The sequence below is a fragment of the Streptomyces sp. NPDC079141 genome (assembly GCF_040686775.1).
Lineage (GTDB): Bacteria > Actinomycetota > Actinomycetes > Streptomycetales > Streptomycetaceae > Streptomyces.
Genome location: NZ_JBFBLP010000003.1, coordinates 427232 through 441461 on the forward strand (window position 1 = coordinate 427232; position 14230 = coordinate 441461).

General features: G+C 72.8%; 13 protein-coding genes. 7 read left to right on the top strand and 6 right to left on the bottom strand.

Annotation, left to right across the window (positions count from 1 at the left end):
- Positions 1 to 47: 47 nt before the first annotated feature.
- Positions 48 to 1718 carry a serine/threonine-protein kinase gene (locus tag AB0Q90_RS11675; RefSeq protein ID WP_363160502.1) on the top strand — a complete coding sequence of 557 codons (1671 nt, stop codon included), beginning with the start codon at positions 48 to 50 and terminating at the stop codon, positions 1716 to 1718.
- Here AB0Q90_RS11675 and AB0Q90_RS11680 read toward each other — a convergent pair.
- Together AB0Q90_RS11680 and AB0Q90_RS11685 are read right to left on the bottom strand one after the other, a co-directional pair.
- Positions 1664 to 2458, bottom strand: coding sequence for a hypothetical protein (locus AB0Q90_RS11680; protein ID WP_363160503.1), 795 nt, complete (start codon positions 2456 to 2458; stop codon positions 1664 to 1666). The two genes, AB0Q90_RS11675 and AB0Q90_RS11680, sit on opposite strands and share 55 nt — an antisense overlap.
- A gap of 7 nt (positions 2459 to 2465) precedes the next feature.
- Positions 2466 to 3515: a LacI family DNA-binding transcriptional regulator gene (locus tag AB0Q90_RS11685; protein WP_363160504.1), complete on the bottom strand. Its 1050-nt coding sequence runs from the start codon at positions 3513 to 3515 to the stop codon at positions 2466 to 2468.
- Between the two features lie 191 nt (positions 3516 to 3706).
- Here AB0Q90_RS11685 and AB0Q90_RS11690 point away from each other — a divergent pair, with 191 nt between their 5' ends.
- The 3 genes from AB0Q90_RS11690 to AB0Q90_RS11700 all read left to right on the top strand — a co-directional run bounded on the left by AB0Q90_RS11690 (position 3707) and on the right by AB0Q90_RS11700 (position 6168).
- Positions 3707 to 4654 carry an ROK family protein gene (locus AB0Q90_RS11690; RefSeq protein WP_363160505.1) on the top strand — a complete coding sequence of 316 codons (948 nt, stop codon included), beginning with the start codon at positions 3707 to 3709 and terminating at the stop codon, positions 4652 to 4654.
- A gap of 138 nt (positions 4655 to 4792) precedes the next feature.
- On the top strand, positions 4793 to 4984 hold the full coding sequence (locus tag AB0Q90_RS11695) for a hypothetical protein (RefSeq protein WP_363160506.1): 192 nt from the start codon (positions 4793 to 4795) through the stop codon (positions 4982 to 4984).
- 146 nt (positions 4985 to 5130) lie between these two features.
- On the top strand, positions 5131 to 6168 hold the full coding sequence (locus AB0Q90_RS11700) for an NUDIX domain-containing protein (RefSeq protein WP_363160507.1): 1038 nt from the start codon (positions 5131 to 5133) through the stop codon (positions 6166 to 6168).
- Between the two features lie 12 nt (positions 6169 to 6180).
- Here the strand turns inward: AB0Q90_RS11700 and AB0Q90_RS11705 are convergent, their stop codons facing one another.
- Complete coding sequence (locus AB0Q90_RS11705; RefSeq protein ID WP_363160508.1) at positions 6181 to 7536, bottom strand: dipeptidase; 1356 nt, start codon at positions 7534 to 7536, stop codon at positions 6181 to 6183.
- 133 nt (positions 7537 to 7669) lie between these two features.
- Between AB0Q90_RS11705 and AB0Q90_RS11710 the strand changes: the two genes are divergently transcribed.
- Positions 7670 to 8905 carry a geranylgeranyl reductase family protein gene (locus AB0Q90_RS11710; RefSeq protein WP_363160509.1) on the top strand — a complete coding sequence of 412 codons (1236 nt, stop codon included), beginning with the start codon at positions 7670 to 7672 and terminating at the stop codon, positions 8903 to 8905.
- Between the two features lie 41 nt (positions 8906 to 8946).
- Here the strand turns inward: AB0Q90_RS11710 and AB0Q90_RS11715 are convergent, their stop codons facing one another.
- Positions 8947 to 9396: a nitroreductase family deazaflavin-dependent oxidoreductase gene (locus tag AB0Q90_RS11715; RefSeq protein ID WP_363160510.1), complete on the bottom strand. Its 450-nt coding sequence runs from the start codon at positions 9394 to 9396 to the stop codon at positions 8947 to 8949.
- Between the two features lie 205 nt (positions 9397 to 9601).
- On the opposite strand from AB0Q90_RS11715, the gene AB0Q90_RS11720 reads away from it, so the two are divergent.
- The gene (locus tag AB0Q90_RS11720; RefSeq protein WP_363160511.1) at positions 9602 to 10318 is read left to right on the top strand and encodes a TetR/AcrR family transcriptional regulator; all 717 of its coding nucleotides are present in this window, start codon (positions 9602 to 9604) and stop codon (positions 10316 to 10318) included.
- 8 nt (positions 10319 to 10326) lie between these two features.
- Here AB0Q90_RS11720 and AB0Q90_RS11725 read toward each other — a convergent pair whose 3' ends face one another.
- Positions 10327 to 11073 (bottom strand): phosphotransferase, encoded by a 747-nt coding sequence (locus AB0Q90_RS11725; protein WP_363160512.1) that lies wholly within the window; start codon positions 11071 to 11073, stop codon positions 10327 to 10329.
- A 96-nt stretch (positions 11074 to 11169) separates the two neighbouring features.
- Complete coding sequence (locus AB0Q90_RS11730; protein ID WP_363160513.1) at positions 11170 to 11943, bottom strand: AfsR/SARP family transcriptional regulator; 774 nt, start codon at positions 11941 to 11943, stop codon at positions 11170 to 11172.
- Between the two features lie 144 nt (positions 11944 to 12087).
- On the opposite strand from AB0Q90_RS11730, the gene AB0Q90_RS11735 reads away from it, so the two are divergent.
- Entirely contained in the window at positions 12088 to 14229 is a 2142-nt protein-coding gene (locus AB0Q90_RS11735) for an MMPL family transporter (protein WP_363160515.1), read from the top strand.
- Position 14230 lies beyond the last annotated feature (1 nt).

A 14230-nucleotide genomic window follows, 5' to 3' on the forward strand; every position in this document is an offset into this window, starting at 1 on the left:
CTTAGTCTGTACGCCACGCATGGGTGGGTCACAGGAACGGGGCAGCGGTGTCATCGGGGGAGTACGGGCAGACAGACGGGGTCGGCCGAGTGCTGGCCGGGCGTTATCGCGTCCTGGCCCAGCTCGGGCGCGGCGGCATGGGCGTGGTCTGGCGTGCCCTCGACGAGGTCCTCGGCCGTGAGGTCGCCGTCAAGGAGCTGCGCACCTACACCGACGCCGACGGCCCCGAACTCGCCGACCTGCGCATCCGTATGCAGCGCGAGGCCCGTGCGGCGGCCCGGGTGCGCCACCCCGGCGTCGTCGCCGTGCACGACGTCACCGAGGTCGACGGGCGTCCGCTCATCGTCATGGAGCTCGTCGACGGACCCTCCCTGGACGACGTGCTGCGCGAGCGGGGCACGCTCGACGGGCGCGAGGCGGCGGGGATCGGCGCCAAGGTCATGGACGCGCTGGCCGCCGCCCACCGCGCCGGCGTCCTGCACCGCGACGTCAAGCCCGGCAACATCCTGCTCGACCGCTCCGGCCGGGTCGTGCTGACCGACTTCGGCATAGCCACGATGGAGGACCCGGGTGACGGCTCGGCCACCCATCTCACCCGCAGCGGCGAACTCGTCGGCTCCCTGGACTACCTGGCGCCCGAGCGCGCCCAGGGCGCCGATCCCGGCCCGGCCTCCGACGTCTGGGCGCTCGGCGCCACGCTGTACGCGGCCGTCGAGGGCGCCTCGCCGTTCCGCCGTACCTCGACGTTCTCCACCCTCACCGCGATCGTCTCCGAACCGCTGCCCGAGCCCCACCGGGCGGGGCCGCTCGGACCGGTCCTGCAACGGCTGATGGACAAGCGGCCAGAGGGCCGCCCGGCGGCCGACGAGGCCCGCGAGCTGCTCCAGGCGGTGGCCGACGGCGAGAGCACGGACTCGCCGACGACGGCCCTGCGCGCTCCGGCACCGGGGCGGGCGGAGACCGAGCTCAGCGTCCCGGCCGTGCCGCCGGGCTTCGGACCGCCGCAGGGCGTGCCATCGGCCTACGCGCAGGCCCCCGCAGCCACCGGCCCCATGGACACCTCCCGCGCCGGCCGCCGCAAGGGCCGCGCCCTCCTGGCCGCCGCGGCGGTCACGCTCGTCCTCGCCTCCGCCGGGGTCACCGTCGCCGTGCTGAGCGGCACGGACGACCCCCAGGCGGCCGAGCAGCCCGCCGGGTCCGCAAGCTCCGCCGCCTCCCCCTCGAAGAGCGGCCCCGACCCCTCGGCCGACGCCATGTCCACACCGAAGGGCAAGAACAAGACCCCGAGCGCGACGAGTACGCCGAGCAAGGAGACCGCGAGCACACCCGCCGAGCGCCCGTCCGCCTCCGCCCCGACCAGCACCTCCGGCGGCGGCACCACCGGAGGCGACGGCGGTACGACCGGCGGGGGCGGCGCCACGCCCCCGGCTCCCGCCCCGGCCTGCTATGCCATCGGCGGCGGCAAATACAACTGCCAGGTCTGGCAGACCGCCAAGTCCTACACCGCCGACGGAACCGAGGTCGGCATCCTCAACGCCGGTACCAACTATTTCTACTGCCAGCAGAATCTGGGCCGCCGCGAGACGTCCGGCGAGTGGACCAACGTGTGGTGGGCGAAGACCGACGACGACAGCGGCAACACCGACGTCTGGGTCAGCGACGTCTACGTCCAGGGCGGCGACAACGACGAGCCGGTGCCCGGACTCCCGGTCTGCTGAGCACCCGCGAACCGCTCCAGACCCGACGCCGTCACCAGCTTCTCCGCCGCCAGCAGCCGTGTGCCCCGCTCGCACAGCCGCCGGTCGGCGCGCGCCCGCGCACAGAACTCCTCCGGGCTCACCCCGAACAGCTCCCGCAACGCCGCCGATTCCACCAGGAGTTCGGCGAGCAGCGCCCGCTGGCCCGGGTGACTGCGCGGCGCCGCGGTGCCGTTGTGCAGGACGCCGTGGCGGTTGACGTAGGCGAAGACACCCGGCAGCGCGGTGCCGTCCGCCAGGTCGATGCGCACCTCGGGGGCGGGGAGCCAGACGCGGTCGTAGTTGCCGGTGGGCACCGGCACGCCCTCGCTGGCGTCGACCACGGCGAGCTGCTCGGCGTCGAGCCAGATGACGTACAACTCCCGTACGGCGGCAGGCGCGTCGAACGGGGAGGCCGAGACGTATCCCATCCGGCTCACATGCGCGGAGACGCCGATCCCGATGCCCGTGACGCGCGCCCTGACCATCGGGACGGGCGTGGTGATGGCGAACTCGGCCATCTTGTGGCGCAGTTGGCCGGGGCAGGCGTTGGAGCCGACGGCGAGCACCGGGGTGCGGTCCGGGTGGGTCAGCCGGTCCAGGGGCAACAGTAGGTCGCCGTCCAGGAGTCCGGAGTCCGCGGGCCAGGCGCCCGGGTAGAGCAACGGATGATCGCGCGGCGCCGCGGCAAGGCCCAGCGCCTCAAGGGTGCGGTCCTCCACGGGCGGCTCAGTCCGCCGGCGGCAGCTCGCCCGAGCCGCGGGTGATCAGCCGGGTCGGCAGCTCGATGCGCTCCGGTGCGACGAGGCTGCCGTCCAGCTGGCGGAAGAGGCGCTCGGCGGCGGTCCGGCCGAGGGCGGCCGCGTCCTGGGCGACGACGGTGACGCCCGGCTGGAGCAGGTCGGCGAGTTCGAGGTCGTCGAAGCCGACCAGGGCCACGCGGCGGGTCTGCTCGGCCAGCACGCGGATCACGGTGACCGTGACGCGGTTGTTGCCCGCGAACACCGCGGTGACCGGGTCGGGGCCGGACAGCATCTCCTCGGCCGCGCGGCGCACCCGCTCGGGGCCGGTGGCGCCCAGCGACATCCAGGAGTCCTCCACCGGTATGCCCGCGTCCTCCATGGCCGCCCGGTAGCCGCGCAGGCGCTCGGCGGCGGTGTGGATGCGGGGCATGTCGCCGATGAAGCCGATCCGGCGGTGTCCGTGCGCGATGAGATGGGCGACGCCGTCGCGGGCGCCGCCGAAGTTGTCCGACAGGACGACATCGGCGTCGATCATCCCGGCGGGCCGGTCCACGAACACGGTGGCGACGCCCGCCCGTATCTCGGGCTCCAGATACCGGTGGTCGTCGCCGGCCGGGATCACCACCAGGCCGTCCACCCGCCGCGCGCACAGCGCCAGCGCCAACTCCTGCTCACGGTCGGGGTCCTCGGCGCTGGAGCCGTTGATCAGCAGCGCTCCGTGCGCGCGGGCCACCTCCTCCACCGCGCGGCTGAGCGGGCCGTAGAACGGGTCCGCGAGGTCCTCCAGAACCAAGCCGATGCTGGCGGTACGGCCCTTGCGCAGCACCCGGGCGCTGTCGTTGCGGCGAAAGCCCAGGGCGTCGATGGCCTCCTGGACGCGGCGCTCCGTCTCCGGGGTGACCCCGGGTTCGCCGTTGACCACGCGCGAGACCGTCTTCAGACCGACTCCCGCACGTGCGGCGACGTCCTTCATCGTCGGCCGATTGCCGTAGCGGGTCGCGGGGGTGCGGTCTGCTCGGCGGATGGTGTCGGCCACGATGCGGGTCCTGTCCTGTCGTCGGCGGGGATGCGTCGATCCGTGCTTTGTATGAGGATGTGGCGTCGAGCATAGAGCCTGGACAACGTTGTCAGATCCGGGAGACACTGTCCACCGCACTCTCCGGCCTGCGCCCCCACCGCGAGACCGGGCCACCCTTTCCGCATGGTTGACCGGGAGACCTGACTCTGATGCACACCGACCTCGTGGCCGCGCTCGACATCGGCGGAACAAAGATCGCCGGAGCGTTGGTGGACGGTCAAGGCCGGATCCTGGTGCGGGCGCAGCGCCCGACACCGGCACGGGAGAACGGTGAGCGCGTGATGGCGGCCGTCGAGGCGGTGCTCGGCGAGCTGACCGCGTCCCCGCTGTGGACGCGGGTCACGGCCCTCGGCATCGGCAGCGCGGGCCCGGTGGACGCCTCCGCCGGCACGGTCAGCCCGGTGAACGTCCCCGGCTGGCGGGATTTCCCGCTCGTCCGCCGGGTGCGCGAGGCGGTGGGCGGCCTGCCGGTCGAGCTGATCGGCGACGGCGTGGCCATCACGGCGGCCGAGCACTGGCAGGGCGCCGCCCGCGGCCACGACAACGCGCTGTGCATGGTGGTCTCCACGGGCGTCGGCGGCGGCCTGGTCCTGAACGGCCGCCTGCACCCCGGCCCGACCGGCAACGCGGGCCACATCGGCCACATCAGCGTCGACCTCGACGGCGATCCGTGCCCCTGCGGCGCGCGCGGCTGCGTCGAGCGCATCGCGAGCGGCCCCAACATCGCCCGCCGGGCCCTGGAGAACGGCTGGCAGCCCGGCCCCGACGGCGACACCTCCGCCGCGGCGGTGGCCGAGGCCGCCCGCGCCGGCGATCCGGTCGCCGTGGCCTCCTTCGAACGGGCCGCCCAGGCCCTGGCCGCCGGCATCGCGGCCACCGCGACCCTCGTCGAGATCGACATCGCCGTCATCGGCGGCGGCGTCGGCAAGGCGGGCGACATCCTGTTCGCCCCCCTGCGCAAGGCCCTCGGCGACTACGCCACCCTCTCCTTCGTCCAACGCCTGGCCGTCGTGCCGGCCCAGATGGGAACGGACGCGGGCCTGGTCGGAGCGGCCGCGGCGGCCCTGACCCGACGGACGGACGCGGCGACGGTCTGAACCGGTCGGCAGGAACGTTCATTCGCGAGCCGGTGGGGTGGGGGGCACGGCGTCGCGGCCTTCGGGCAGTCGCCGGCCGCGGGGACAGGGGCCCCGCAGGCCCCGTGACCTTCCCGCCCCCGCGAAGTTGAACCGGTCATGAAGAAGCGCAGCATGCTCGCCATCGCCTCCCTGGCCACCGGATTCGTCGTCGCGGCGATCACCCCGTCCCACTCGCTCGGTGAGGAGTTGGGGGATCTCGATGTGAAGGACACCCTCAGCACGCTCGACCGGACGGTCGCCAGCGACAGTCTGGCCATCGACGACAACGCCCTCGGGCAGAACGGCTGACGCGGTCGGCGGTTCGGTGTACGGCGCCGGGGCTCCTGCTTCCTTGGACCCCGGCGCACCCATGTGTGCGCCCCCCAGCTGGGGCTGGTTTCCGTGGCAGGGTGGAGCGGGCAAGCCACAGGGGGCCAAGAGAAGAGGGGGAGTCCGTGATCGTCTGGATCAACGGGGCTTTCGGTGCGGGGAAGACCACCGCCGCACGCGAACTGATCGATCTGATCCCGAACAGCACGCTCTTCGACCCCGAGGTCATCGGCGGAGCGCTGACCCAGCTGCTTCCGCCCAAGCACCTTGCCGAGGTCGGTGACTTCCAGGACCTGCCGATCTGGCGACGACTGGTGATCGACACGGCGGCGGCCATGCTCGCCGAGCTCGGCGGGACGCTGGTGGTGCCGATGACCCTGCTGCGCCAGGAGTACCGCGACGAGATCTTCGGGGGCCTGGCCGCGCGTCGCATCACGGTACGACACATCCTGCTGACCCCGGCGGAAACGATCCTGCGCGAGCGAATAGCCCACCGGGAGGTCCCCGACGTCCCCGACGGCGAACTGCGCACCCGGCAGCGGGCGTTCGACCACATCGAGCCCTACCGCACCGCCCTCGCCGGCTGGCTCACCGCCGACGCCCATCCCGTCGACAACGGCACCCTCACCCCGTACGAGACCGCCGCCCGCATCGCCGAGGCCGTCGCCTCCGGTGCCGTGGCGGCCTGCGACATCGTGCAGACCTCCGAGCCCACCTCGGAGACGCTCGCCGCCGGCGTCCTGCTCTTCGACGAACAGGACCGGGTGCTGCTCGTCGACCCCACCTACAAGGCCGGCTGGGAGTTCCCCGGCGGCGTCGTCGAACCCGGCGAGGCGCCCGCGCGCGCCGGCATGCGCGAGGTCGCCGAGGAGACGGGCCTGCGGCTGGACGAGGTACCGCGGCTGCTCGTCATCGACTGGGAGCAGCCCTCACCCCCCGGCTACGGCGGTCTGCGCCTCCTCTTCGACGGCGGCCGCCTGGACTCCGCAGAGGCCGGACGCCTGCTGCTGCCCGGCGCCGAACTGCGCGACTGGCGCTTCGTCACCGAGGAGGAGGCCGCCGACCTGCTGCCGCCCGTGCGCTACGCACGGCTGCGATGGGCGCTGCGGGCGCGCGAGCGGGGAGCGGCGCTCTATCTGGAGGCCGGCATCCCCGCTCCCTGAGCCGCGGGGGCCTCAGCTCGCCGCGTAGTTGCGCAGGAACAGGGCCTCCGTCACCGACAGACGCTCAAGCTCCTCGGGCGAGACGCTCTCGTTCACCGCGTGGATCTGCGCCTCCGGCTCGCTCAGACCGATGAGCAGGATCTCCGCCTGCGGGTAGAGCCCGGCGAGGGTGTTGCACAGCGGGATGGAACCGCCCTGGCCGGCGTACTGCATCTCCTGGCCGGGGTAGGCCACCGCCATCGCCTCGGCCATCGCGGCATACGCCGGGCTGGTCGTGTCGGCGCTGAACGGCTGGCCCTGGCCGACCTGTTCGGTGCGCAGCCGCGCACCCCACGGCGTGTGCGCCTCCAGGTGGGCCTGGAGCAGCTTGGTCGCATCGGCCGCGTCCACGCCCGGCGGCACCCGCAGGCTGATCAGCGCGCGGGCGCTCGCCTGCACGGACGGGGTGGCGCCGACGACCGGCGGGCAGTCGATGCCGATGACCGTGACCGCCGGGCGCGCCCAGATGCGGTCGGCGACCGTGCCCGAACCGATCAGCTCCACGCCCTCCAGCACCTTGGCATCCGTGCGGAACTGCTCCTCGGAGTACTGCAGACCGTCCCACGCCGACTCCGGGGCGAGCCCGTCGACCGTCGTCGAACCGTCGGCGGCACGCAGCGAGTCCAGTACGCGGATCAGCGCGGCCAGCGCGTCGGGGGCCGCGCCGCCGAACTGGCCCGAGTGCAGGTTGCCTTCCAGCGTGTCGACCTCCACCCGGAGCATCGTCATGCCCCGCAGCGTCGAGGTGACCGTGGGCAGGCCGACCCGGAAGTTGCCCGCGTCGCCGATGACGATCGTGTCGGCCTCCAGCAGCTCCGGGTGCGCCTCGGCGTACCGCTCCAGACCACCCGTGCCCTGCTCCTCGGAGCCCTCGGCGATCACCTTCACATGCACGGGCACACCGCCGTTCGCCTTCAGCGCACGCAGGGCCAGCAGGTGCATGATCACGCCACCCTTGCAGTCGGCGGCGCCGCGCCCGTACCAGCGGCCGTCGCGCTCGGTCAGCTCGAACGGCGGAGTCGTCCAGGCGGACTCGTTCAGCGGCGGCTGCACGTCGTAGTGGGCGTACAGCAGCACCGTCTTGGCACCGGCGGGACCGGGCAGGTAGCCGTAGACCGACTGCGTGCCGTCCGGGGTGTCGAGCAGGGCCACGTCCTGGAAGCCCTCGGCGGTGAGCGCGTCCGCGACCCAGTGCGCGGCACCCTCGCTCTCGCTCCTGGGGAACTGGTCGAAGTCCGCCACCGATTTGAAGGCCACCAGCTCGGTGAGTTCGGCCTTCGCCCTCGGCATCAGCGAGGCGACGGTCTCGGCGACCGGATTCGACGACATGGGCACGCTCCTTGTGGGTGCGACGTTGTTCCTGTGAGTGCCGTCGATCCTCCCACAGCGGACTGCGGCGACGACCGCCGTAGGATGCGGGAGACAGGTGCGGCAGCGGCTTGATCGGGAGCAGTAGACCATCGTGAGCAGCGAGAACTCTTCGGCGGACGACGTGCGGCAGGTGTGGGACGTCGTCGTGGTCGGCGCGGGGCCCGCAGGGGCCTCGGCCGCGTATGCGGCGGCGGTCGCGGGGCGGCGCGTGCTGTTGCTGGAGAAGGCGGAGCTGCCGCGGTACAAGACATGCGGCGGCGGCATCATCGGCCCCTCGCGCGACAGCCTGCCGCCCGGCTTCGAACTGCCCCTGCGCGACCGGGTGCACGCGGTCACCTTCTCCCACAACGGCCGTTTCACCCGGACCCGCCGGTCCCGGCACATGCTGTTCGGGCTGATCAACCGGCCCGAGTTCGACCAGCAGCTCGTCGAGCACGCGCAGAAGGCGGGCGCCGAACTGCGTACGGGCGTCACCGTCCAGCGGGTTGAGCAGCACGGCTCGGCCGTGCCGGACCGGCGCACGGTCGCCGTCGTCCTCCAGGGCGGCGAGACGCTGCTCGCGCGGGCGGTTGTCGGCGCGGACGGCAGCGCGAGCCGCATAGGAGCGCATGTCGGGGTCAAGGTCGACCAGGTGGACCTGGGCCTGGAGGCGGAGATCCCGGTGCCGGAGACCGTCGCCGAGGACTGGCAGGGGCGGGTGCTGATCGACTGGGGGCCGATGCCCGGCAGTTACGGCTGGGTGTTCCCCAAGGGCGACACGCTGACGGTCGGGGTGATCTCGGCGCGTGGCGAAGGCGCTGCCACCAAGCGGTATCTGGAGGAGTTCATCGGGCGGCTCGGCCTCGCCGGGTTCGAACCGAGCATCTCCTCCGGCCATCTGACGCGCTGCCGGACCGAGGACTCGCCGCTGTCGCGCGGCCGGGTGCTGGTGTGCGGGGACGCGGCGGGGCTGCTGGAGCCCTGGACCCGGGAGGGCATCTCGTTCGCGCTGCGGTCGGGGCGGCTCGCGGGGGAGTGGGCGGTGCGGATCGCCGAGGCCAACGACGCGGTGGACACCCGGCGCCAGGCCCTGAACTACGCCTTCGCCGTCAAGGCCGGGCTCGGGGTGGAGATGAGCGTCGGCAAGCGGATGCTGGCGCTGTTCGAGCGGCGCCCCGGGCTGTTCCATGCGGCGCTGACCGGGCTCCGGCCCGCGTGGCGGGCGTTCACCGAGATCACCCGCGGGTCGACCTCGCTGGCCGAGCTCGTGCGCAGCCATCCGATGGCCCAGCGCGCCCTGGCCCGGCTGGACCGCCGTGCGGCGGGCGGCGAGGCCGCCGGGTCCTGACCGAGGTCGGTTTCCTGATCGAGGTCAGTGCTTGATCGAGGTCAGTTCTTGATCGTGATCCGGAAGACCGGGTGGTCCGGGGCGATACGGCGCAGGTCGGCGTCGGGGGAGTCGGGGCCGACCCCGTTGAAGAACACGCCGACCTCGGCCTTCCAGCGCTTGAGGTAGGCGCGCAGGAGGGGCACCTTCTCGTCGTCCGGGACCTCGGTCGCGGTGAACGCGTCGACCTTCTTGCCCAGGTGCAGCTCGCCGCCGCCGGCCGCGCGCATGTTGTGCGTCCACTGGACGTGGCCGCGCGGGGCGACGAGGTACTGCTCGCCGTCGAGGGTCAGCAGGTTCACCGGGGTGGTCCGCCACTGGCCGCTCTTGCGGCCGCGGACGGCGAGGACACGGGAGCCCCAGACGCTGATGCCGCGGCGGGTCATCCACGCCACGGCGCGGTTGAAGACGTTGACGGTGAACCAGCCGGGCTTCTGGACGTGCGTGGACATGGGAACCCCCAGGGTTGGTAGAGCGCTGCTCCGTTTGGTGAGCGGCGCTCTTTTTTGTGAGCACTGCTCTCGCTGCTCCTTGAGTATGGGGTGGAGCGGTGCTCCAAAGCAAGAGCGCCGCTCTCGTTTTTGTGCGCTGCTCTCATTTCGGTCCACCGCTCACGTTTGTGTGCACCGCTCTCGCTTTCGTGCGACACTGCCCCGCATGAGCACCGCACACGGCGCCCGCGCCCGGGCCAGGATCGAGGTCACCGCCGCCATCAAGGACGAGGCCCGCAGACAGCTTGCCGCCGAGGGCGCGGCCAAGCTGTCCCTGCGCGCCGTCGCCCGCGAACTCGGCATGGTCTCCTCCGCGCTCTACCGCTACTTCCCCAGCCGCGACGACCTGCTCACCGCGCTCATCATCGACGCCTACAACTCCCACGGCGCGAGCGTCGAGGCGGCGCACCAGGCCGTGGCCGACGCCGGACCCGTACAGCGCTGGGTCGCCGTGTGCGGGGCCGTACGCAACTGGGCCCTGGCCCACCCCCACGAGTACGCGCTGATCTACGGATCACCGGTCCCCGGCTACACCGCCCCCGACACCACCGTCCCGGCCGCCTCCCGCGTCGGCCTCGTCTTCATCGGCATCGTCCGCGACGCCCACCGCGGCCTGGGCCTGGCCAAGCCGTCGCTCCCCGCCGAACTGCGCCCCGAGGCCGAGCGGCTGACCGCCGACCTCGCGCCCGACCTCCCACCGGAGAACGTGACGGCGCTCGTCGCGGCCTGGGCCCAGCTCTACGGGCTGGTCGGCTTCGAGCTGTTCGGTCAGTTCAACCGGGTCGTCGAGGACCGCGAGCCGTTCTTCCGGCACGCGGTGTCCCAACTCGCCCACGGGGTGGGCCTGGTGTACCCGCAGCGGGGGCCGGCCACCACGAGGTGACCGCAGCCTCACATCCGGGATCTCAGCACGTCGACCTCACAGCCCGGCGCGAACGGGTCGAAGCCGTGCTCGACCAGCCAGCGAACCACCACCAGGCTTCGCAACGACCACCACGCGCGGATCACGTCGAGGTCGACGTCGGTGCCATAGCCGGCGACGACGTCACCGAGGCGCTCCTCGTGTCCGAGCGTCAGGATGGCGAGGTCGAACAGGGCATCACCCTGGCCCGCCTCGGACCAGTCGATGATGCCCGTGACCTCGTCGTCGACGACGAACACGTGAAGGGTTTGCAGGTCGCCGTGCGTGAACACCGGGGTCCACGGCCGGAGCGCGGCCTCGGCGACCCGGCGGTTGCGGGTGACCAGGTCGGCGGGCAGGACGCCGTTCGTCACGAGCCACTCGCACTCGCCGTCGAGATCCGCCGCCAACTCCTCAAGGCCCCGCCCGGCCCGGCCCCGCCGGGGCGGCAACGGCGCGTCGTGCAACTTCCGGACGGCGGCACCCGCCGCGGCCCACGCCGCCGACGACGCCGTCGACGGCTCGCCGAGGCGGCCGAGCGCCGTCCCCGGGACCGCCGCGATCGCGAGCACGGGCGGCCTGCGCCACAGGACTTCCGGGGTCGGGACCGGCGCCAGGGCCATCGCCGCGACCTCGACGTCGATGCGCGCCTGATCGGCGTCCACCTTCAGGAACACATCACCGACGCGCAGGGTCGCGCGCTCGGAATGGGCGACGACGACTTCGACCTCATCCATGGGCGATCAGTATCCCGGGGACAATCGGCGACGTCGCCGGGTTTGTCGCGTGCGAACTCCCGAAAGTCCCATCCGCGCCGGAATCCGAGGCCCCGGTCACGCCGCCGACGGCAGCAGAGCCGGATCCTGGCGCAGGATCCGCTGGTGCAGTGACCGCAGTGCGGGCCCCGGGTCCGTGCCCATGGCCTCCGCCAGCCGTTGCCGGGCCGCTTCGTAGGCGGCGAGGGCGTCCGTGGGGCGGCCGGTGCGGCACAGGGCCAGCATCAGGAGTTCGGTGAGGCGTTCGCGCAAGGGGTGCGCCGCCACGAGGCGGACGAGTTCGTGGACGTACCCGAAGGCATGGCCGAGCTCGATCTCGCCCGCCAGCCGGGCCTCCAGGACGGTCAGGCGCTTCTCGGCCCAGCGCAGGCGCTCCGCCGCCAGGTAGGGCGCCTGGAGACCCTCGGCGAACTCGCCGCGCCACAACTCCTCCGCCTGCCGGGCCAGTTCACCCGCCCGAGCCAGATCGCCGGCGGCGCGTGCCGCCAGCGCCGCGTCGACGAGGCGGCGCCGCTCCAGCAGGTCGTCGGCCGTGGCGCCGCGCAGCAGGTACCCGGTGCCGGTCCACGACAGCTCCGGCCCCGCCCCGAGGGCCCGGCGCAGCCCCGAGACGTACTTCTGCACCAGGTTGCGCACATGCGCGGGCGGCGCCCCGCCCCACACGGCCTCGACCAGACCGTCGTAGGAGATCGGGCGGCCCTCCTGGAGCAGGAGCACGGCGAGTACCGCGCGTTGCTTGGGCGGGCCGAGCGGGATCTCGGCGCCGTTGCGCAAGGCGCGCAGCGGGCCGAGCAGTTCGCATCGCAGGTCCGACGACATCCCCTCACCCATGCGTCGAGCCTAACCCGGACCGCGCCTTCCAGTGGATCTTCCAGCGGGCGTTCCAGCGGCACCGGTCACGGTGTGCGCAGTCCGCTGAGCCGCAAGGACCCTCACCCGGCCCACGGTTCCGACCCCCGGCAGAAAGGCCCTCCCATGCTCACCCTGCTCGGCCGCCTGGCCGTGCGGTACAGCCGCGCCGTGCTGGCCGGCGCGCTGCTCGTGCTCCTCGGGCTCGGCGCATACGGCGCCGGCGCCCAGGACGATCTCGACCTCTCGCGCTGGAGCGCCCCGGGCACGGAGTCGGTGCGCGCCGCGGACCTGCTGCGCGACGACTTCGGCACCGGCAACCCCAACCTCGCCGTGCTCGTCACCGCCCGCGACGGCGACGTCGACAGCGCGCGCACCGAGCAGGCGGGACGTGAACTCACCGCAGAGGTGGCCGAGTTGCCCGGCGTCACCGACGTCACCGCCTACTGGGACGCCAACAGCCCCGCGCTGCGCGCCGAGGACGGCGAACGTGCGCTCGTGCTCGCCCGTCTCGAAGGCAGCGCCACCGAGACCCGTGAGCAACTGGCGGACATATCACCGCAGTTGACCCGCGCCACTCCGGACATCGAGGTCTCCGTCGGCGGCCAGGAGGAGATCTCCCGGCAGGTCGGTGAGGAGGCCCGCGCCGACTTCCTGCGCGCGGAGGCCTTCGCCCTGCCCGTCGTGCTCCTGCTGCTGATCCTGGTCTACCGGCGGACGACGGCCGCCCTGCTCACCCTCGGGGTGGGCCTGTTCTCGGTGCTCGGCACGCTCGCCGGACTGCGCCTGTTTGCGCAGTTCACCGAGGTGTCCACGTTCGCCGCGAACATCGCGCTCGTTCTCGGCCTCGGACTGGGCGTCGACTACAGCCTGTTCGTGATCAACCGGTACCGGGAGGAACGGGCGGCCGGACACGACCAGCAGAACGCCGTCGTGCGGGCGACCGCGGCGGCCGGGCGCACGGTCGTCTTCAGCGGCGTCACCGTCGCCGTCTCGCTGTGCGCGCTACTGGTGTTCCCGTTCTTCTTCCTCAGCTCGTTCGCGTACGCCGGCGTGCTCGTCGTGCTCACCGCGGTCGCCGGGGCCGTCCTGGTGCTGCCGGCCGCGCTCTCCCGCTGGGGCCACCGGGTGGAACGCCCCACCGCACCCGCCTCCGGCTTCTGGCACCGCACCGCGCTGGCCGCCATGCGCCGCCCGCTGCTCGTCGGCGCCGGAGTCCTCGCCGTCCTGCTGGTCGCCGCATCGCCCCTGCTCGGCCTGCGCTTCGGCCTGCCCGACGAACGCACCCTGCCCGCGGGCACCTCCTCGCGGACCACCTCCGAGACCGTGCACCGCGAGTTCCCCGCCGAGCCGACGGACACCGTCCAGGTCGTCCTCGGCAAACCGGCCGACACGCGCGCGTACGCCGCCGAACTCTCCCGCATCCAGGGCGTGTTCCAGGTCGACGCGCCGGGCGGCACCTACCGCGACGGACAGCGCACCGGCGCCCCCGGCCAGGACCGGCTCACGGCCCCCGACGGACGCGCGCGCCTGGCCGTCGTACCCACCCAGCAGGCCATGTACGACAACGTCCCCGCCTTCGTCGAACGCATCCGGGACACCGCCGCCCCGGCCCCGGCGCTCGTCGGCGGCTACCCCGGCGAGACCACCGACTTCCGCGCCACGCTCCTGGACCGGCTCCCGTTCGCCGTGGGGATCGTGCTGGCGGCGACGTACGTGATCCTCTTCCTGATGACCGGCAGCGTGCTGCTGCCCGCCAAGGCGACCGTGCTGAACCTGCTCAGCCTGTCGGTGATGTTCGGCTGCCTGGTCTGGGTCTTCCAGGACGGGAACCTGTCGGGCCTGCTCGACTTCACCGCCACCGGCTCGATCGAGCCCAGCATCCCGGTGCTGATGTTCTGCGTGGCCTACGGGCTGTCCATGGACTACGAGGTCTTCCTCCTCGCCCGTATCAAGGAGGAGCACGACCGCACCAGCGACACCGTACGGGCGGTCGGCGAGGGCATCCGCCGCAGCGCACCCCTGATCACCGCCGCGGCCGGCATCCTCGCGCTGTCCTTCCTGTCGTACGCCACCGGAGGCGTCGTCTTCCTCAAGGAACTCGGCGTCGGTACGGCCCTGACGATCCTCGTCGACGCCACCCTCATCCGGGTCCTGCTGCTGCCGGTGACGATGCGGCTGGCGGGCCGCGCCAACTGGTGGGCGCCGAAGCGGCTGCGCCGGTGGCGGGTCAAGGAGAGCCCCGTACTTCACGGGGAGTATGTGTGAT